Source organism: Maribacter sp. UH1, assembly GCF_056839145.1.
In genome coordinates, this window is the sequence record NZ_CM166387.1 from 884369 (window position 1) to 905691 (window position 21323).

Annotated in this window: 13 protein-coding genes; 4 read left to right on the forward strand and 9 right to left on the reverse strand. The window is 39.3% G+C overall.

From position 1 onward, the window contains the following. Positions 1-2: 2 nt before the first annotated feature. The 3 genes from UH1x_RS03860 to UH1x_RS03870 all read right to left on the reverse strand — a co-directional run bounded on the left by UH1x_RS03860 (position 3) and on the right by UH1x_RS03870 (position 3066). On the reverse strand, positions 3-1190 hold the full coding sequence (locus UH1x_RS03860; protein WP_482625218.1) for an MFS transporter: 1188 nt from the start codon (positions 1188-1190) through the stop codon (positions 3-5). Positions 1191-1261: 71 nt separating this feature from the next. Further along, positions 1262-2530 carry a kynureninase gene (kynU, locus tag UH1x_RS03865; RefSeq protein ID WP_482625220.1) on the reverse strand — a complete coding sequence of 423 codons (1269 nt, stop codon included), beginning with the start codon at positions 2528-2530 and terminating at the stop codon, positions 1262-1264. A 65-nt stretch (positions 2531-2595) separates the two neighbouring features. After that, positions 2596-3066 (reverse strand): GNAT family N-acetyltransferase, encoded by a 471-nt coding sequence (locus tag UH1x_RS03870; RefSeq protein WP_482625221.1) that lies wholly within the window; start codon positions 3064-3066, stop codon positions 2596-2598. A 64-nt stretch (positions 3067-3130) separates the two neighbouring features. Here UH1x_RS03870 and UH1x_RS03875 point away from each other — a divergent pair, with 64 nt between their 5' ends. Further along, a complete protein-coding gene (locus tag UH1x_RS03875) occupies positions 3131-3772 on the forward strand; it encodes an O-methyltransferase (RefSeq protein WP_405413415.1) in 642 nt (213 codons plus the stop codon). Here the strand turns inward: UH1x_RS03875 and UH1x_RS03880 are convergent. The 6 genes from UH1x_RS03880 to UH1x_RS03905 form a co-directional block, all read right to left on the reverse strand. After that, complete coding sequence (locus UH1x_RS03880; RefSeq protein ID WP_482625223.1) at positions 3735-4310, reverse strand: phosphatase PAP2 family protein; 576 nt, start codon at positions 4308-4310, stop codon at positions 3735-3737. The genes UH1x_RS03875 and UH1x_RS03880 overlap by 38 nt on opposite strands. Positions 4311-4316: 6 nt before the next feature. Continuing rightward, on the reverse strand, positions 4317-4655 hold the full coding sequence (locus UH1x_RS03885) for a Sec-independent protein translocase subunit TatA/TatB (RefSeq protein ID WP_405413411.1): 339 nt from the start codon (positions 4653-4655) through the stop codon (positions 4317-4319). 84 nt (positions 4656-4739) lie between these two features. Next, on the reverse strand, positions 4740-7052 hold the full coding sequence (locus tag UH1x_RS03890; protein WP_482625225.1) for a M1 family metallopeptidase: 2313 nt from the start codon (positions 7050-7052) through the stop codon (positions 4740-4742). A 57-nt stretch (positions 7053-7109) separates the two neighbouring features. Next, positions 7110-7616 carry a DUF6702 family protein gene (locus UH1x_RS03895; protein WP_482625227.1) on the reverse strand — a complete coding sequence of 169 codons (507 nt, stop codon included), beginning with the start codon at positions 7614-7616 and terminating at the stop codon, positions 7110-7112. Between the two features lie 51 nt (positions 7617-7667). Continuing rightward, entirely contained in the window at positions 7668-8441 is a 774-nt protein-coding gene (locus UH1x_RS03900; protein WP_482625229.1) for a peptidase associated/transthyretin-like domain-containing protein, read from the reverse strand. Further along, a complete protein-coding gene (locus UH1x_RS03905; RefSeq protein WP_482625230.1) occupies positions 8431-9174 on the reverse strand; it encodes a peptidase associated/transthyretin-like domain-containing protein in 744 nt (247 codons plus the stop codon). The genes UH1x_RS03900 and UH1x_RS03905 overlap by 11 nt, the downstream gene beginning before the upstream one ends. A gap of 293 nt (positions 9175-9467) precedes the next feature. Between UH1x_RS03905 and UH1x_RS03910 the strand changes: the two genes are divergently transcribed. From UH1x_RS03910 to UH1x_RS03920, 3 genes are all read left to right on the forward strand, one after another. After that, positions 9468-13004: a beta strand repeat-containing protein gene (locus UH1x_RS03910; RefSeq protein WP_482625231.1), complete on the forward strand. Its 3537-nt coding sequence runs from the start codon at positions 9468-9470 to the stop codon at positions 13002-13004. After that, complete coding sequence (locus UH1x_RS03915; RefSeq protein WP_482625233.1) at positions 13004-14167, forward strand: T9SS type B sorting domain-containing protein; 1164 nt, start codon at positions 13004-13006, stop codon at positions 14165-14167. Before UH1x_RS03910 ends, UH1x_RS03915 begins: the two co-directional genes overlap by 1 nt. Before the next feature lie 232 nt (positions 14168-14399). After that, positions 14400-21323 carry a beta strand repeat-containing protein gene (locus UH1x_RS03920; RefSeq protein ID WP_482625235.1) on the forward strand — a complete coding sequence of 2308 codons (6924 nt, stop codon included), beginning with the start codon at positions 14400-14402 and terminating at the stop codon, positions 21321-21323.

Consider the following 21323-nt stretch of genomic DNA (forward strand, 5'->3'; position numbering starts at 1 on the left):
AGCTAAGCAGTTTTTCGCTTCAACAAAAGTGTAAATAATAGTATGAGAAATGCGCAGATTAACAACACAACGAAGCTTCTAGTTAAACTGTAATTCTCTGCTAGAAAACCCAAAATCGGTGGCGCACATAAAAACCCCGCATAACCCGTACCTGCTATAAATGCAATGCCTTTAGAAGATTCAATTCCTTTTACATTCCCTCCTATTCTAAAAACTTCGGGTACCATTACAGAAAAACCTAATCCATTTAAGGTGAAACCAATAATACTTAAAGTAATGTCTGCCGAAAGCACTAAAAAATAACCTAGTATCGCGAAAACAGCTCCCAAAGCCACAATTTTCACAGACCCAATTTTATCACTAATACCATCACCTAAAAACCTACCTAAGGTCATGGTAATTTGAAAACCCAAAAACCCAATTCCCCATAAAGCTTCCGGAGCTAATGCTACTTCCTTTAGATACAATCCGCTCCAATCCACTATAGCTCCTTCGCTACCCATTGCTATAAATGAAATTAGACCTAGTAACAATAATGGCTTTAAAAGCCCTAAGCTAAATGGTTCATTTTCAATTTCCTCCGCTATTTCCGAAAAAAACTGACTCCTAAATTTTAAATTGACCAATACTACCAACAAGACGGCAAGTGACATGTGTAAAACGGGAATTGATAACGGACCAATTAAAAAACTACCCAAACCAGCCAATACTCCACCTAGACTAAAAAAACCATGGGAAGCTGCCATAAATTTTACCTTGTCTTTTTTTTCGATCTCGGTTACCAAAGTATTCATAGCGATATCGGTAATACCGTTTGCCGCTCCAAAAAGAAATAATGCCACCATCAACACATAATAATTAGGTGCCAATAAGGGCAAAATAGCCGCGGTACAGCTCATCATTACACCATAAAAAGTAACCTTACCTACTCCAAACTTATTGACAATACCAGAAGCAAACGGAAATACGGTAAACACTCCCAATGCCAAAAAGAATATAGCTATACCTAATTCAGATTTACTAATTTCCAAAGCATCTTTTACCGTAGGTATATAGATTGCCCATGTACCAAATAGAATATTTATACTAGCGAAAACCCACGAGGGACCAAAGTATCTAGCATTCCCTAAAATTAATAGTAATGACTTCACTTTTAGTTGGTTGTTGGTTACTTCGGCTACGCTCAGCACAAGTGTCCGTTAACTATTAAAATAATCTATTTTCTATTCTCTAAATTCTATATTCTAAAAATCTATAAAATCTAATTTGCAAGTACCCCTGCTTTTAAGATCTGACCAAAACGATACATATCTTCGTAGGTAGAATAAAAAGGTGCCGGTGCTAAACGGATTACGTTAGGCTCTCGCCAATCGGTCACTACGCCGTTTTCCATTAAATAATTGAACAAAGATTTTCCCTGCCCGTGTAAGAAAACAGATAGTTGACAACCTCTATCTTTGGGAGTGATAATTTCAAAAGAACTATCTACTTCTTTATCTATTTCATGTAAAATGAACTCCAGATACGAAACAATTAACTTTCTCTTTTCTATCAGCTTTTGCATGCCCACTTCTTCAAACATGGTCAGTGATGCTAGATATGGTGCTACAGATAAAATAGGTACATTACTTATTTGCCAGGCATCAGCGTTTTCCATAGGCTCGAATTCTGGCTTCATAAGAAAACGGGTTTCCTTCTTCGTTCCCCACCAACCTTCAAAACGTTGTATGTCTTTTTTGTTCAAGTGTTTCTTGTTCACAAAAATTCCCGATGCATTTCCTGGTCCGCTATTCATGTATTTATAACTACACCAAGATGCAAAATCGGCATCCCAGTCATGTAATTTTAATTCCACATTACCAACGGCATGTGCTAAATCCCAACCAACATTGGCACCAACGGCTTTTCCGGCTTTTGTTATGGTTTCCATATCCATCACTTGTCCGTTGTAATAATTGACCCCACCTATTAAAACAAGTGCCAGCTCATCGCCTAGCTCTTCTATTTTTGCAAGTATATCTTCTGTTCTCCAGTGATGCTCACCTTCACGCTTTTTAATCTCTACGATAGTTTTTTCTGGTTCTAAACCGTGAAAGCGAACTTGACTTTGAAACATATATTGATCACTAGGGAAAGCCTTTTCCTCACATAGAATCTTAAATCTTTTTTTTGTGGGATTGTAAAATGAAACCATCAACAAATGAAGATTTACGGTCAAGGTATTCATTACCGATACCTCTTCCGGCAATGCTCCAACCACTTTTGCCAAAGGTGCCGCTAACCGCTCATGATAATCCCACCAAGGTTTTTCAGCATAAAAGTGACCTTCTACCGCTAATTCCCCCCAATCTTTCATAACCTCATCCACAAAAGCCTTTGTTCGTTTTGGTTGCAGACCTAAAGAGTTCCCTGTAAAATAGATAACTTCCTCCCCCTTAATTTTAGGAAAAATGAACTCATCTCTATATGCTTTTAAGTTGTCTTGCGCATCTAAAGACTGTGCAAACGCCAACGTATTTTTAAATTCCATAACTAATTTTGTATAAAAGTAATCATAAGCCTATAATTCTATAGACTCTATTCAATAATTGGGTACTACGATTCTGTTCTTAAGCGCATTTCTATCATATGCCTTTTAAATCCTTTTTTCTCATAAGCTCTAATAGCAGGATCATTATCATTGTACACATGCAACCGTATTTCTGTTAAACCTGCTTTTGTTGACCAATCTTGCAATGCACTTACTATTTTACCATTTATACCCTTACCTCTATAATCCGGTTTTGTATACATGAATCCAAAGTAAGCATATGTTTCATGATCTAGGTAATGTCTAGCCGGTTTTTCCAAGGCATAGCCAGTTGCTACAATTTTATCTCCGTCACAAGCAACCATAACTGTTGCTCTAGGGTTTTCCATTAACATGTCTAAATTATAATAAGTAACGTCGCTACTTCTAATGGTAGGGTCCATTGGGCGTTCTGCTTTCACAACTTCCTGCTCATGTTGTAACAAAACAGGTATATCACTTTTTACCGCTTCCCTAATCGTAATTTCAGTATTCATCGCTCTACTCTTTTTCAGTCCTTTAAATTAAGGCTTAAAACCCTATTTTTGCAAAAAGAAACGCATGCATTTTCTATCACCCCTTTTAGAAAACTATTTAGCCGATAATTCACAAGCTGAACCTAAATTATTACAGGAGCTTACACGCGAAACGCATTTAAAAGTCATACAACCACGTATGCTTACAGGGCATTTTCAAGGACGTGTTCTTAGCTTGCTTTCTAAATTGATGAATCCCACCAATATTCTTGAAATTGGCACTTATACCGGGTATTCTGCTTTATGCTTGGCAGAAGGCTTACAGAAAAACGGACAATTACATACCATTGATGTCAATGCAGAACTAGAACAAATTCAGCGTTCCTTTTTTGACCGAAGCGATTACGGTTCTCAGATTTTTCAGCACGTGGGCAATGCATTAGATATCATCCCAAAAATGGATATTACTTTCGACCTTATTTTTATTGATGCCGAAAAAAAACAGTATGATAAATACTTAGAGGCCGTTTTACCTAAAACCAAATCTGGATCTGTTATTCTTTCTGATAATGTATTGTGGTCCGGAAAAGTAGTTGAACCGTTAGACCCTAAGGATGTTACTACAAAAGTATTGTTGGATTACAATAAGAAACTAAGCGAACACCCGCTTTTAGAAACCGTTTTGTTGCCTATACGTGACGGCTTGACCTTAAGTAGGGTAAAATAAGTAGACAATATAACCTATAGAACAGCCAAGCTGATACAATACCTACCACAGCACCCACCATTAGATCAATGGGGAAATGTACACCCACATACACTCTACTCATAGCAAATAATAGGGGCCAAGTATAAAATAGGTAAACCCACTTAAATTTATGTCTTAGAAAAAGCACCGTTAAAGTGATAATCGAAAAAGATGATGATGCGTGACCTGAGAAAAAACTGAAGCCAGATGGACTACGCAATATGCGAATTAAGGTATTTAGTTCCTCATCATTATTAGGGCGTAGTCGTGCAACAACATGTTTTGTTAAATCGGTTATGGTAGCTACAAAAGCCGCCATGACCAAAATGGTAAAAATCATTGTTATGGCCTCACGTTTTGGAAACTTAAAAAAGAAAAGAAAAACGATAAGTGCAAATAAGGGAATCCAAGGTGGAAATTTGGTTACCGTTGACCAAAAAGCATCATATTGTTCAATACCAAGACTGTTTAGATAGACAAAGGTATCTCGGTCCCATTGTAAAATGTCATCTAACATAGAAGTTTACTTTCGCTTGATGCTGCCCGTTACTTCATTGATATTTTTACTGACATCCGTAATTTGTTTTTTAACATCACTACCCAAACCAGAGCTAATGTCTTTTTTCATATCGTCGATATCTTTTTTGATATCGGTCACAAAACTAGTATCTATACCCTGCTTGTCAGCACTCTTCTGAATTTCTTGTTTAATATCTTCGGTAGCATCTTTAAGTTGACGCATACCTTTACCTAAACCCTTGGCAATACCAGGAATCTTGTCCGCGCCAAAAACCATCACTACAATAAACATAATGAAGAAAATTTCCGCGCCACTAATAAATAATGAATACATAGCAATCATACTACAAATATAAACAAGTTTCGCAACCAAAATTAAAAAAGCCCCGTAGTTATACGAGGCTTTTAACAATAATTATTTTCTTAATTATTTTCCTTTTACTCCATTCTTCATTTTATCGAAATCGCTCTCTTGCTCTTTCTTAGGCCAGCTATTGTTCGTTGTATCAATATCCGCCGTTTCCATTTTAGGATCAATGTTAATTCCTTTTAACTCAGAAGTAGATGAAATTACCATACTTACCTCTTTGCTATTCTTTCTCCAAATTTCTGGAGGATAGGTAACATTCTTAACTGAACCGTCTGCATACGTATATTCTACGATCAATGGCATTGGTAAGCCACCCGGACTGTTATATGTTACTTCATAGAAAAACTTAGGCTCTTTTATTGCCGCTCTCTCTGCCGCTGTCATGTTATCCATCATAAACTCTTTTAAAGTTTTAGATGTTTCAGATGGCAAGTTATCTTTCAATTCTGGTGAAACCATAGCTGCATCATCATACTCCTCTAAATATACCATTGGTGGCAAATTAGATTCTGGAATACCACGCTCAGCTAAATACGCCTTCATTTTTTTGTTTGGCTGATCACTAACATAATATTTCTTGATACCCTTTACGGCCATATCAACATAATCCGTAGTATAGAACCATCCTCTCCAATACCAATCTAAATCAACGGCAGACGCATCTTCCATTGTTCTAAAGAAATCTTCTGGGGTAGGGTGCTTAAATTTCCAACGGTGAGAATATGTTTTAAAAGCATGATCAAACAACTCACGCCCCATTACAGTTTCTCTTAATATATTCAAAGCTGTTGCTGGCTTACCATACGCGTTTGGACCTAATTGAAATACATTCTCAGGATTTGACATAATCGGAGATATAGTACTTTGATCACCGCTCATGTAAGGTACGATCTTTGCTGGATCGCCTCTTCTAGATGGGTATTTATCATTTGGAGCTATTGCCGTAGGGTATGCCTCGCCAAATTCCTGCTCTGCCATGTACTGCATAAAGGTATCTAGACCTTCATCCATCCATCCCCATTGACGTTCGTCTGAGTTTACGATCATTGGGAAGAAGTTATGACCTACTTCATGAATAATTACACTGATCATACCGTATTTAGTTCTATCAGAGTAGCTACCATCTTTGTTTGGTCTACCGTAGTTCCAGCAAATCATAGGGTATTCCATTCCTTGACGCTTAGCGTGTACAGAAATTGCCTTAGGATAAGGGTAATCAAAAGTATGCGATGAATATGATTTCAATGTGTGCGCAACTGCCTTAGTCGAATACTCTTCCCATAAAGGGTTGCCTTCTTTAGGGTACATAGAAACAGCCATTACATCTCTGTTTCCCAATTTAACGGCTTGCATGTCCCAAATAAATTTTCTTGAGGTTGCAAAGCCAAAATCACGAACATTTTCAGCCTTTAGCTTCCATGTTTTTGTTTTCTCTGAAAATCCTTTTTCTGCTGCTTCCGCTTCTGCTTGAGTAACGATAATAACAGGCTTGTCATAAGATTTTTTAGCCTTTTCATAACGGCTCATCATTTCCTTACTGTAAACTTCTTTTCTATTTTGAAGTACACCTGTTCCATCTAAGATATGATCTGCAGGTACCGTAATATTTACTTCATAGTCACCAAATGGAAGTGCGAATTCGCCATTACCCCAAAATTGGTGGTTCTGCCATCCTTCTACATCATTATATACTGCCATTCTTGGAAAGAATTGAGCAATTACATATGCTCTGTTGCCATCTTCCTCAAAAAATTCATAACCAGATCTAGCTCTATTTACTGTGTGGTCAGGTATGTTGTAGTTCCACTTTACATCAAAAGAAAACTTATCTCCACTTTTAAGCGGTGTTGGTAAATCTACACGCATCATAGTAAAGTTGATCGTAAATGGCAATGCTTTCCCAGAAGCATCTTTTACATAATCGATATTGAATCCACCATCGAAGGACTCTGTCATGTAATTCCCAACAAATTTTTCAGGAGAATCACCTAATGAAATACCGCTACCGTTCTTTAATGCAGCTTTAGAATCTTTTTCTCTCACATTCTGATCTAACTGTACCCATAAATACTCTAGATCATCTGGAGAATTGTTGGTATATGTAATGGTTTCTTCACCAAACAATTTGGCATTCTTGTCGTCTAAACGAATATCCATTACATAATCTGCCTGCTGCTGATAATAATCAGGACCAGGAGCACCAGATGCCGACCTATAGGTGTTCGGCGTAGCGAACTCTTCATATAATTGTTTAAACTTGCTCTGGTTGTAGTGCCCAGGCTCCTTTTCTTTAGTGACAGCCTCTTGTGCAAAAGATACTGCTGCGAAAAGGAATAAAACAGACGCGAACGCGTACTTTACTCTTATCATTTCATAGTTATTTAGTGATGGAAAAATAAAGTTTTTATAGGGATATCTTAATGTATGTTACAAATTTAACATTCCTTTAATACGTGACTTTATGAGCACATGGCTCTTTTTCTTGCCATTTACCTTCATATGCACCACATTCTGCTGATCGTCATATATATCGGTCAAAACCTCATTGGTAATACCTATTTGCTTTAAAGTTTTTAAAGGAACATTTGGCACTTCTAAATAACAAATGACCATATCAGAATCGTACTTATGCCCAATAAAGTCATACGTAACAGTTTTACCATTGATCTCTACCAAGAATTTGGTACGTAGGTATTTCTCCAAAAACTCTTTATCTACGGATGACTCTTCATCTGTACCTAATACTGCGGGGTAACTATAACGCTCTTTCAGCACCAGGTTCATATCATCTATAAATACACGGGTAATTATTTGTACTGCCTCATCCTTCTCAGAATAATCAACATTGGTAACACTAATGTAAAATTTATGTGCTCCGGCAAATGCAAAAAGTGGAAGTATAAATAATAGTAGTACCGGTTTAAAAATTTTCATATTGTTTTGTTTCATCACCTTATTACAAAGCATATGCCAAAGATTTGGCGACTAATCTAAAGAATTATTTTCTCTGTATAACAAACTTTTCCTTCGTAAATATTCCCAAATCTCTATTTTGCTATGGGTATCTACTATTTGTTGAAATCTAGGGTCTACCTCGCAGTAATATAAGAAATCATCAATTTTATCTTCAGGAATAGATAGCTGTTTTACATACACGCTATCGGCATAAAACGCTCTTACACGTTCTGTACGATCATAAAGCTTATTACGCTCTACCCTTTTCTTTAACATTTTGGTACGTCCGCTTATGGCATTGATCAAGGGATCAAAACTCATAATAGGATTTCCCGTGGCAGCCTTTAATTCCCGCTCAGCCTTAGTAGGTATTTTTACATATGCATTTGGCAAACCCAATGTAGACGACGTAACCACTGGATCTATATCTAACGTAGACAGATCCGTTAATAAATTGCCACTAAGACTATATGGTGTTACCGTCACTTCATCTAATTCCGTTAAAGCATCTTCTAGCCCAACAGAAATCAACTTACTTTCAAAAATTGCGGAACTGATTACTATAATTTTCTTTTTGTATTGAACGGCTGAGAACTCCAAGGTATCATATAATTTTACTGGAATAGCAAAATACCCGTATTCATCTGTTATACTGGCTCTTTTAGAAGTAAGGTTAAGTACATGCGTAGCGGCAACATCACCGTCATCACTATACACCCTACCCTCTAATTTTTTAAACTCGCCAATTTGCGCCCATGAAAAGACACTAGAAAAAAGTAATAATAAAAGGAGTCTACTCCTCATTTAAATCTTTAAGAAAAGTCTTGCTGTGATTAACCATCGCATCTATTAACTGAAATTCATTCTCCTTTTTAAGGAGCGATGTTGCAGGCATTTGATCATCACAATAGTATAGAAACTCATCTATTTTATCTTGTGGTATCTGTAAATCCATTACAAAGAAAGAATCATCATAAACTTGACGTAGCACTTCGCTTACCTTCAATTTAGGCGCTTCCTCTACATTTTCGTTTTGAGATTTAAAAATAGCCCTAAATATGTTTACAAAATTTAAACCGTCTTGCATCCCTTTTTCAGCATCTGACATCGCTATATTATCTACTCCTGTACCACGATCAATTTCGTATTCGTACTCTTTAAACTCTTGGTTCTTTACTTCTAAAAAACGTTCTTGCTGTTCTGGGGTAATTACTACCTCGTCCAATTCCGTCACCTTTTCGTTTACCTCTACCACCAAACGATTATTGGCTAAAATTTCTTCTGTAATGGTCACTACTTTTATTTTGTAATTAACGGCAGAAAAAGCAATTTGGTCACCCACCTTTACATTTATTCTGAATAAACCTTGATCATTGGTTATGGTGGCATGTTCAGCAGTGACATTGATCACATTTTCATTGGGCACCCCAATGTTCATATAAATTACGGAACCACTCAAAGGTCGTCTGGTTTCATCTTGTGAAAAGCCTGATATTGTGGTAAATAATACGAGTAAAAAAAGTAATTTTTTGGTCATTTAGTGTATATTAAAACTGATTACACTCTTATTAAAGTGCATTCAAAAGATAAAGAAAAGATTTGTAATCTTCATAAAAAAAACTGCGCCAATAAACTTTTGTTAATTTCTTCATCTTTAGAAAAAATTTATTGGAAGTGCTTTGCTTATTTTCGGCGCCATAAAATAAGCCGTTCAACGAGGTTAGATGTTCTTTAACCCATTACCCTATTATTTCAACTTATAAATAAAGGGTATTCATAAGATAATTCTATTTTTGTTTATCACTATATTCTCGTCATAAGACACTAAGTATGAAAGCAATAATTTTCTTTCTTTTTTTTACGGTACTCACGGTTTCTACTGTACATGGACAAATTAAAATAGGAGATAATCCCCAAAATATTGATGCTTCATCGGTTTTGGAGCTTGAAAGCACCTCTAAAGTTTTGGTCATTACCCGTGTTACTACATTAGAAATGGAAGCTATTACGCCACAACGTGGTGGTATGGTCTATAATACAGATACCGAGTGTATAAATTATTACGACGGCACCCAATGGGTTAATTTATGTGATGCTGTTGATTTTTCTATTACCAATGATCCCATAATAAATGGTAGAAGTACCATTGAAATTACCGAAACTGCTGGAAGCATTAATTTAGAAGTTGCAAAGAACAGTATTCTGGGCGATAACATTATAGATGGTGGCATAGGACCAGATGATATTCAAGACAATTCTATTACACAAGAAAAACTAGCTGCCGAATCTGTTGGCTCTAGTGAACTTAGACAGAACTCCGTTGGGTCTGAAGAGATTAGAGATGGTAGCATTGCCCCAGCAGATATTGCCAACTCTGTACCTGGACAAGTATTGACTACCGATGAAAACGGAATTGTACAATGGGAAGATTCTGACGGACTTTACGATCTAACGTTCAATAAACTAGATACCACATTAACTATTGCAAGATCTACAATTGCGGGAGTTTCTACTATTAGCCTAGGTGCTTTAATTGGTTCTGACGATCAACAATTAGATCTTACAGACAATATTCTCAGTATAGAGAATGACCCAAATACGGTTGATTTATCTACGTATTTGCAAGAACTAAGTTTTGACACCGCGGCAAATGAAATTAGCTTGACGAATGGAGGAACTATAACTTTACCGCAAACAACCGGCTCTGAAACTAAAGTCACAGAAGGTGACAATATCACAGTAACTGGTGACGGAACAATAGCCTCTCCATATATAATCAGTACCGATGATGCAGTGGTTGCTAACGGATCCGAAACAATAGTGACCGAAGGAAACAATATAACAATTACCGGAAACGGAACAACCGCCACACCTTATATAATAAACGCTGCGGATGGAGCTGTTGTAGATGGTACCGAAACAATTCTTCAAAACGGAACTAATGTAACCATTACTGGTGACGGATCTAATGATGACCCATATATTATTAATGCTTCTGAAGTTATTGAATTAAATAATGGCAATATTCTTATTGGAAATGGTACCGGGGAAGCAGCTGAAGCTTTTATAAATGGCGATGCCACTATGAATGATCAAGGTTTGCTTACTATTGAAGAAGCTGCAGTAACACCTTTAAAAATTGAACCAGGCCTAGACGGTCAATTCTTAAGTACTGTAGGTGGCGCAGTTACATGGGCACCTGCTCCGGGCGGAACTGGAGGTGGTTCAACCGAAGTAGCTGACCAAACTACCATTACCGGTGTAGGAACAGCTGCAAGTCCTTTTACTATTGAACCCGGAGCCAATGGAGAATTCCTTAGCACTAACGTAGATGGAGATGTTGTTTGGGCAACTCCTCCAGGTGCTACAGGTGGAACTACCGAAATAGCGGACGGTGTTACAATATCTGGTAATGGAACTACACTTACACCCTTTACAATAGCACCGGCTACTTTGCCTTTAACTGACGACCAAGTGTTAATCACAACTGTTTCCGGAGTTGTTGAATGGACAGATTACACACCTGGAGGCGGTGGTGGTACCGACCAAAATGCTAGCGAAGTTGACTACGACAATACCACTTCCGGTTTAACGGCAATTACAACACAGGCTGCTATTGATGAACTTGCAGGAATAGCAGAAATTGATGGAATTGTCGGAAACGAAGTTTCTGCTGTGGCTGATGCAACTCTTGAACTTACTGGGACAGGTACAACAGCAGACCCTTTGACATTGGACGTTGCTGCACTTGGAATTGACACAGACGAACTTGCTGCTGGTGCAGTAACATTACCTAAAATGGCTGATGGAACTACAGCTGGGCAACTTCTTCAATGGGACGGAACCGAATGGATATACATAACTGAGGCAGATATTACGGCTACAGTTACGGAAATTGATGGAATTGTCGGAAACGAAGTTTCTGCTGTAGCTGACGCAACTCTTGAACTTACAGGAACAGGAACTAATGCAGACCCATTAACTTTGGATGTATCTGAATTGGGAATCGATACAGCTGAACTTGCGGCAGGTGCTGTAACATTGCCTAAAATGGCAGATGGAACTACAGCTGGGCAACTTCTACAATGGGACGGAACTGAATGGGTATATATAACTGAGGCAGATATTGCAGTAACGGAAGTCGATGGTATTTTAGGAAACGAGGTTTCTGCTGTAGCTGATGCAACTCTTGAACTTACAGGGACAGGTACTAATGCCGACCCATTAACTTTGGACGTATCCGCGTTGGGAATCGATACTGCTGAACTTGCGGCAGGTGCAGTAACATTGCCTAAAATGGCTGACGGAACCGCTGCGGGTCAACTTTTGCAATGGGACGGAAATGATTGGGTATATATTACTGAAGCCGATATCACGGCCACTGTTACAGAAGTAGATGGTATTATTGGTAATGAAGTTTCTATAGCCGCAGATGCAACTCTTGTTCTTACAGGTGCAGGAACAAATGCCGACCCATTGGCTTTAGACGTTGCCCCATTAGGAATCGATACAGCTGAACTTGCGGCAGAAGCCGTTACTCCAGCAAAAATAGAACCGAGTATAACTACAGGACAAATTCTTGCTACTAACGGAACAAATGTTGAATGGCAAGACCTAACTAACCCAGCAAATACAGGATCAATATTATTTTCAGATGGTTCTGGAGGTATTGCAGAGAACAATAATCAACTTTTTTGGGATAATTCAACATTAAAATTAGGTGTAGGTACTGTTGACCCAGATTCAAAACTTGATGTAAACGGTCAAATTAGAGCGAGTACTATTGCAAATGGTGATGGCTCTGTAGGTTTACCCTCTTATCGTTTTCAAGATGATTTAAACTCTGGAATGTGGTTACCTGCTGAATCTGAATTGGCATTTTCGACAAATAGTTTAGAAAGATTAAGAATAATTGGAAATGGAGATGTAGGAATAGGCGTCACCGCTCCTGAAGAAAACCTTCATGTTGCCGGTAATATTAGAACGGACATGAGTTTCCTATCTATTGACCCAGCAATTGGAGTTCCCGACTACGTTTTCCAAAAATACTTTTTAGGCAATTCCATTTTAAACCCTAACTATGAGTTTAATGATTTAGCTGAAATAGAAGCTTTTGTGAAAGAGAACAATCACTTACCAGGTATTCAATCTGCTGCTGCAGTAAAAGAACAAGGTTTTTGGAATTTGAGTGAATCTTCTAGAGTTAACCTAGAAAAAATAGAAGAATTATTTTTGCATACTATTGAGCAAGAAAAGAAAATTAAAGAATTACAAAGTGCCAATACTAACATGAGTACAGAATTAGAGGGGTTAAAAGCTCAAATGGCAGAGATCAAAACCATGTTATTAGAAAAGGAGAACAACTAATGAAAGCATACATACACATATTATTCATCCTATTTGCGGCAACTGTTACTGCCCAAACAGCATTATACAATAACGGCAACTTACGTATTCACGAAGGTGGGCAAATTGGTTTTCATACCAACCTCATTAATGAATCTCCTTTAGATAATAATCTTGGGTTAGCAGGTTTTTATGGGTCTGAGCTTTTGACTGTTTCGGGTAATGTAACTCCGCAGTTCCATGATATGGAAATTGCCCTAGAAAACAATATGCAGCTGAACCTTGGTATGGACAATACCAATAACACCAATTTCATTTTTGGTAGTATTCTTACCCCAACTGCACAACCAGATATTTTTTACAATTTTGTAGACAATTCATTTTACAGCGGCGAGAATGACTTTAGTAAAATTGAGGGGTATGCTGCTATTACCAATCAGCAGAATTTTGGTTTCCCGGTAGGTGATGTGCAATTTCTAAGACCGTTAATTATAAATTCAGAAAGTGTCAACCTCTTTGCTAAATGCGCTTACTTTTACGAGAACCCAAGTAACGCACCTGCACCACTTACCTCTTTTGATACCAGCGCAACAGATTTAGATGTAGAACTGGTAAATACCTTTGAGTTTTGGAGGTTAGAAGGTACCGTTCCTTCAACGGTTACCTTAAGTTGGAATTTGCGTAGCACTATTGAAAGTTTAACGGATAACGTGGATGAAGTCATTCCTGTAGGTTTTAGCAAAGCATCACAGCAATGGGTGAATTTAGTGGGTAGTGTACCCGTAGGTACTTTAACCGAAGGTTTTGTAACCACGGAATCATTTATACCAGATGACTATGAAGCAATTACGCTTGGATCATCTAAAAGTCCGTTTGAACCGCTATCTAGAGATGTACTTTTTATAGATAATTTCTATGTTTCTGTAAACGGAGATGGTATTAATGATAACTTTTACATTGAAGAATTAGAAGAATATGACAGTAACTTTCTTCAAATTTATGATCGCTACGGACTAAAAGTATTCGAAAAGACAGATTACGTAAATGATTTTGTTGGATTTTCTAATTTAAACAACATCCCTTTTGGTGAATCAGAAGGTCTACCAACCGGCGTATATTTCTATACTATTTATATTCCAGAAGACGATTTAAACTATCAAGGATTCTTATATCTAACAAGATAATAATCACAATTTAAAAATCAAGTCTTACAAAATAAATGTAAGAATTATCTTATTTTGTTAAATTCCTACAAGATTTTGCTAGTATATTAAATCGATGAAATACAAGTATAAACGTTGTAGCTACAGACCTTTCTTGTTTGGCAACAAATTTGTCTACCTACACAACAAATTCTAATTTTCCTACAAAAGTCGTTCTATTTTTGTGAATGTTAACTATTCCCCTAATATTACGATGTCTACAAAAATTAAATTGCTCCTATTTTTCGTATTAATTTCCCTCTGTGCAAATGCCCAGGTAAAAATTGGCGAAAATCCCAATATTATTGATTCCGCTTCCATTGTAGAGCTAGAAAGTACAGATAAAGCATTTGTACTTACCAGACTCACTACTGCACAAATGCAAGCCATTACCCCGCTGAACGGAGCCGTAGTTTATAATACCGACACCCAATGTGTTCATTATTACAACGGTTTGATCTGGACAAACCTTTGCGACGGTAATTCTTCTCCGTCATTTTCATTCACTGATAACGGCGATGGTACCATTACACTTTCTGACGGAAACGGAAACAATGTAACTTTCAATGGAGCAGCACAAACTATATCCACTCTTGCAGATAATGGTGACGGTACATACACTTACACCAATGAAAACGGTTTAGAAACGATTATTGCCATTGCAGAAACCGACAACCAAAATTTACAAACGGACAATACGCCTGGGAATATTAGTATTGACAATGGTAATGCAATTGCAATCAATGTAGACGATGCAGATGCAGATGACCAAAACGAAATTCAGACTTTAGATTATACCTCGGGAGTATTAACACTGTCTAACGATCCAAATGCCACAACAGTTGATTTATCAGCATTTGACCAAAATGCAGCTGATGATTTTTCAGGTAGCTTCAACGATTTAAATGACCTACCTGCAAATTTAGACACAGATGCTACAGATGATTTCAATACAGGAATCTCTTTTGACGGAACAAACTTAACAGTAACGGATGCCGGTGGGGATGTTAGTACTAATATTAGCGGACTTGCATATGACGACACTGCTATTAGAGCGGATGTTGATCAGAATACTGCCGATATCGATACTTTAGAAGCGGAGCAGACAACTCAGAATACCGCTATAGCTGCAAATGCAACGGATATAGATACTCTTGAAGCGGAACAAACTACACAAAACACCGCTATCGCCGCAAACGCTACCGATATTGATACCCTTGAAGCGGAACAAACTACTCAGAATACCGCAATAGCTGCAAACGCAACGGATATAGATACCCTTGAAGCTGAGCAAACAACACAAAATACCGCTATAGCTGCAAATGCAACGGATATAGATACTCTTGAAGCGGAACAAACAACACAAAATACCGCTATAGCTGCAAACGCAACGGATATCTCGACCAATGCAACTGCAATTGCAGCGCACAATACTGCAGATGGGGATTTAAGTGATTCTAACGAATACAATACAGGTATCAGTTTCGACGGAACTGACCTTACGGTCACGGATCTTGGTGGTGACCAAACTATCGACATTAGCGGACTTGCATATGACGACACTGCTATTAGAGCGGATGTTGATCAGAATACTGCCGATATCGATACTTTAGAAGCGGAGCAGACAACTCAGAATACCGCTATAGCTGCAAACGCTACAGATATCGATACTCTTGAAGCTGACCAAAGAACACAAAATACCGCTATAGCTGCAAACGCTACAGATATCGATACTCTTGAAGCTGAGCAAACAACACAAAATACCGCTATAGCTGCAAATGCAACGGATATCGATACCCTTGAAGCGGAGCAAACAACACAAAATACCGCTATAGCAGCAAATGCAACGGATATAGATACTCTTGAAGCGGAACAAACTACACAGAATACTGCAATAGCCACAAACGCAACAGACATAGATACTCTTGAAGCGGGACAAACTACACAGAATACTGCAATAGCCACAAACGCAACAGACATAGATACTCTTGAAGCGGGACAAACTACACAAAACACCGCTATCGCTGCAAACGCAACGGATATCTCGACCAATGCAACTGCAATTGCAGCGCACAATACTGCAGATGGGGATTTAAGTGATTCTAACGAATACAATACAGGTATCAGTTTCGACGGAACTGACCTTACGGTCACGGATCTTGGTGGTGACCAAACTATAGACATTAGCGGTCTGGCTTATGACGACACTGCAATAAGAGCGGATGTTGATCAGAATACTGCCGATATCGATACTTTAGAAGCGGAGCAGACAACACAGAACACCGCTATCGCTGCTAACGCAACGGATATAGATACTCTTGAAGCGGAACAAACTACACAAAACACCGCTATCGCCGCAAACGCAACTGATATCGATACCCTTGAAGCGGAGCAAACAACACAGAATACTGCAATAGCTGCAAACGCAACGGATATAGATACTCTTGAAGCTGAGCAAGCAACTCAGAATACCGCAATAGCTGCAAATGCTACAGATATAGATACTTTAGAAGCGGAGCAGACAACACAGAATACCGCAATAGCTGCAAACGCAACGGATATAGATACTCTTGAAGCGGAACAAACTACACAAAACACCGCTATAGCCACAAACGCAACAGACATAGATACTCTTGAAGCGGAACAAACTACACAAAACACCGCTATCGCTGCTAACGCAACGGATATAGATACTCTTGAAGCGGAGCAAACAACTCAGAATACTGCAATAGCCACAAACGCTACTGACATCGCCACGCATAATGCAGCCGATGGGGATTTGAGCGCTACGAACGAATACAACACAGGTATCAGTTTTGATGGAACGGACCTTACGGTCACGGATCTTGGTGGTGACCAAACTATAGACATTAGCGGTCTGGCTTATGACGACACTGCTATCCAAGCGGATGTTGACCAGAATACTGCCGATATCGATACTTTAGAAGCGGAGCAGACAACTCAGAATACCGCTATAGCTGCAAATGCAACGGATATAGATACTCTTGAAGCGGAACAAACTACACAAAACACCGCTATCGCCGCAAATGCAACGGATATCGATACCCTTGAAGCGGAGCAAACAACACAGAATACTGCTATAGCTGCAAACGCTACAGATATCGATACTCTTGAAGCTGAGCAAACAACACAAAATACCGCTATAGCAGCAAATGCAACGGATATAGATACTCTTGAAGCGGAACAAACTACACAGAATACTGCAATAGCCACAAACGCAACAGACATAGATACTCTTGAAGCGGGACAAACTACACAAAACACCGCTATCGCTGCAAACGCAACGGATATCTCGACCAATGCAACTGCAATTGCAGCGCACAATACTGCAGATGGGGATTTAAGTGATTCTAACGAATACAATACAGGTATCAGTTTCGACGGAACTGACCTTACGGTCACGGATCTTGGTGGTGACCAAACTATAGACATTAGCGGTCTGGCTTATGACGACACTGCAATAAGAGCGGATGTTGATCAGAATACTGCCGATATCGATACTTTAGAAGCGGAGCAGACAACACAGAATACCGCTATAGCTGCAAATGCAACGGATATAGATACTCTTGAAGCGGAACAAACTACACAAAACACCGCTATCGCCGCAAACGCAACTGATATCGATACCCTTGAAGCGGAGCAAACAACACAGAATACTGCAATAGCTGCAAACGCAACGGATATAGATACTCTTGAAGCTGAGCAAGCAACTCAGAATACCGCTATAGCTGCAAACGCTACAGATATAGATACTCTTCAAGCGGAACAAACAACTCAGAATACCGCTATAGCTGCAAACGCTACAGACATAGATACTCTTGAAGCGGGACAAACTACACAAAACACCGCTATCGCTGCTAACGCAACGGATATCTCGACCAATGCAACTGCAATTGCAGCGCACAATACTGCAGATGGTGATTTAAGTGATTCAAACGAATACAATACGGGTATCAGTTTCGACGGAACTGACCTTACGGTCACGGATCTTGGTGGTGACCAAACTATCGACATTAGCGGACTTGCATATGACGACACTGCAATAAGAGCGGATGTTGATCAGAATACTGCCGATATCGATACTTTAGAAGCGGAGCAGACAACACAGAATACAGCTATAGCTGCAAACGCTACAGATATCGATACACTTGAAGCGGATCAGGCTACTCAGAATACAGCAATAGCCACAAACGCTACTGACATCGCCACGCATAATGCAGCCGATGGGGATTTGAGCGCTACGAACGAATACAACACAGGTATCAGTTTTGATGGAACGGACCTTACGGTCACGGATCTTGGTGGTGACCAAACTATAGACATTAGCGGTCTGGCTTATGACGACACTGCTATCCAAGCGGATGTTGACCAGAATACTGCCGATATCGATACTTTAGAAGCGGAGCAGACAACTCAGAATACCGCTATAGCTGCAAACGCTACAGACATAGATACTCTTGAAGCGGAACAAACTACACAAAACACCGCTATCGCTGCTAACGCAACGGATATCTCGACCAATGCAACTGCAATTGCAGCGCACAATACTGCAGATGGTGATTTAAGTGATTCAAACGAATACAATACGGGTATCAGTTTCGACGGAACTGACCTTACGGTCACGGATCTTGGTGGTGACCAAACTATAGACATTAGCGGTCTGGCTTATGACGACACTGCTATCCAAGCGGATGTTGACCAGAATACTGCCGATATCGATACTTTAGAAGCGGAGCAGACAACTCAGAATACCGCTATAGCTGCAAACGCTACAGATATAGATACTCTTGAAGCGGAACAAACAACTCAGAATACCGCTATAGCTGCAAACGCTACGGATATAGATGCTCTTGAAGCGGAACAAACAACACAGAATACCGCTATAGCTGCAAACGCTACAGACATAGATACTCTTGAAGCGGAACAAACTACACAAAACACCGCTATCGCTGCTAACGCAACGGATATCTCGACCAATGCAACTGCAATTGCAGCGCACAATACTGCAGATGGTGATTTAAGTGATTCAAACGAATACAATACGGGTATCAGTTTCGACGGAACTGACCTTACGGTCACGGATCTTGGTGGTGACCAAACTATAGACATTAGCGGTCTGGCTTATGACGACACTGCTATCCAAGCGGATGTTGACCAGAATACTGCCGATATCGATACTTTAGAAGCGGAGCAGACAACTCAGAATACCGCTATAGCTGCAAATGCAACGGATATAGATACTCTTGAAGCGGAACAAACTACACAAAACACCGCTATAGCTGCAAACGCAACGGATATCTCGACCAATGCAACTGCAATTGCAGCGCACAATACTGCAGATGGGGATTTAAGTGATTCTAACGAATACAATACAGGTATCAGTTTCGACGGAACTGACCTTACGGTCACGGATCTTGGTGGTGACCAAACTATCGACATTAGCGGACTTGCATATGACGACACTGCAATAAGAGCGGATGTTGATCAGAATACTGCCGATATCGATACTTTAGAAGCGGAGCAGACAACTCAGAATACCGCTATAGCTGCAAATGCAACGGATATAGATACTCTTGAAGCGGAACAAACTACACAGAATACTGCAATAGCCACAAACGCAACAGACATAGATACTCTTGAAGCGGGACAAACTACACAAAACACCGCTATCGCTGCTAACGCAACGGATATCTCGACCAATGCAACTGCAATTGCAGCGCACAATACTGCAGATGGGGATTTAAGTGATTCTAACGAATACAATACAGGTATCAGTTTCGACGGAACTGACCTTACGGTCACGGATCTTGGTGGTGACCAAACTATAGACATTAGCGGTCTGGCTTATGACGACACTGCAATAAGAGCGGATGTTGATCAGAATACTGCCGATATCGATACTTTAGAAGCGGAGCAGACAACTCAGAATACCGCTATAGCTGCAAATGCAACGGATATAGATACTCTTGAAGCGGAACAAACTACACAAAACACCGCTATCGCCGCAAACGCAACTGATATCGATACCCTTGAAGCGGAGCAAACAACACAGAATACTGCAATAGCTGCAAACGCTACGGATATAGATGCTCTTGAAGCGGAACAAACAACACAGAATACCGCTATAGCTGCAAATGCTACAGATATAGATACTCTTGAAGCGGAACAAACTACACAGAATACCGCAATAGCTGCAAATGCTACCGATATCTCGACCAATGCAACTGCAATTGCAGCGCACGATAGTGCCGACAAAGATATCTCGGCAACGAACGAACTTTCTGATCTGAACTTAGATGCTACTTCTAACATTCTTACCTTAACCAATGCGGAAGCCGGAGCAACAGGTGTAAACCTTTCTGGATTTAAATTAACCGGCACTACAGGTTCTGTTTTCTTTGCTGATACTGACGGAACTGCCACTGAAAACAATTCGGAATTATTTTGGAATAATAGTAGCAATAGTTTTGGTGTTGGAACAAATACACCATCAAATAAGTTAGAGGTTTCTGGTGCAATTCGTTCTCAGGGCATGCTTAATTCAAATGGAACTGTTGGCGAGCCTTCTTACAGATTTTCAAATGATACCAATACGGGTATGTACAGACCGGCTGCAGACGAAATTTCATTTAGTGTTGGCGGTATTGAAGCTTTAAAAGTTGAAGAAACATCTAACAACACTTCTGTAATAGTAAACGAAACTTTAGAATTAGAAGGTGCAGTATTAGATGAAAATGATTCTGCCGGTACTGCAGGACAAGTACTGACATCTACCGCTACAGGTACGGAATGGGTAGACAATTTCAACCCTGTTAAAGCAATAGGCAAAATTAGTTCTACCGGTACAATTACTAAAGCAACCACCGGAGTTACGGTTACAAGAATAAGCATTGGCTATTACAGAGTAACATTACCAGCAGGTTCAGTGTCTGATTCAGATTATATTATTCAATTAACACAACCAGGTAGAGCAGGTGCAGGTAATGATGACCCAGGTATCTCCTACTCTAACCAAACCGCGACCAGTTTTGAGGTAATCATTGGTGATAACGATAATGGTGGCACAGATAGAAGTCGTTTCGATTCTGAATTTATGTTTACTGTTTTAGATTTATAA